The sequence below is a fragment of the Prevotella sp. MGM1 genome (assembly GCF_002933775.1).
Classification (GTDB): Bacteria; Bacteroidota; Bacteroidia; order Bacteroidales; family Bacteroidaceae; genus Prevotella.
In genome coordinates this window covers 1-883 of the sequence record NZ_BEWV01000012.1, presented here as the reverse complement: position 1 = coordinate 883, position 883 = coordinate 1, and the positions used below count along the sequence as shown (strand labels likewise).

The following is an 883-nucleotide window of genomic DNA, read 5'->3' as shown; positions in this document are numbered from 1 at the left end:
ACATAATACCCATGTGGGTGGCCGACATGGACTTCCGCGTGGCCCGGCCGAAAATGGACGCGTTGCGGCGCAGGGTCGAGCACGGCGTGTTTGGATATACGCTTGTGACCGACGAGTATTACGATGCTGTCATCTCATGGTTCTCCCGTCGTCACGGGTGGACAATGCGGCGTGAGTGGATACAGTATACATCGGGTGTGGTGCCGGCCGTGTCGGCCGTGATAAAGGCTCTCACAGTGCCTGGCGACCGTGTGATCGTGCAGACTCCGGTCTACAACTGCTTCTTCTCGTCTATCAGGAATAACGGTTGCGAGGTGTCGGAAAGTCCGCTGATATATGCCGGCGGCCGGTACACAATGGACTTCGACGACTTGGAACGGCGGGCTGCCGACCCGAGAGCACGGCTCATGCTGCTCTGCAACCCGCATAACCCCGCCGGCCGTGTGTGGACGGCAGAGGAACTGTTGCGGGTCAACGACATCTGCATGCGCCACGGTGTGACCGTCGTTTCCGACGAGATACACTGCGAGTTGGTATACGACGGGCATGAGTATCGCCCGTTCGCGTCGCTCTCTGCCGGCTGTCTGGCAAACTCGGTGACGTGCTGTTCACCGTCAAAAGCGTTCAACACTGCGGGATTGCAGATAGCCAATATAATATCGGCCGATGCCGATGTGCGCCGTCGCATAGACCGGGCGATAAACATCAACGAGGTGTGCGACGTAAATCCTTTCGGTGTGGCAGCCCTCATAGCGGCCTATAATGAGGGCGGGGAGTGGCTCGACAGTCTGTTGGCCTACATCAAGGGCAATTACACGGCACTGTGTGAGTTTTTCGCCGGGCGGCTTCCGCGTGTGCGCATAGTGCCTATGGAGGGCACATA

The 883-nt window shown here is 58.4% G+C and carries 1 protein-coding gene; it reads left to right on the top strand.

Going from position 1 to position 883, the window contains the following annotated elements:
- A partial coding sequence (locus tag MoGM_RS00095) for a MalY/PatB family protein (protein ID WP_104368242.1) occupies positions 1–883 on the top strand: 883 nt, incomplete at both ends.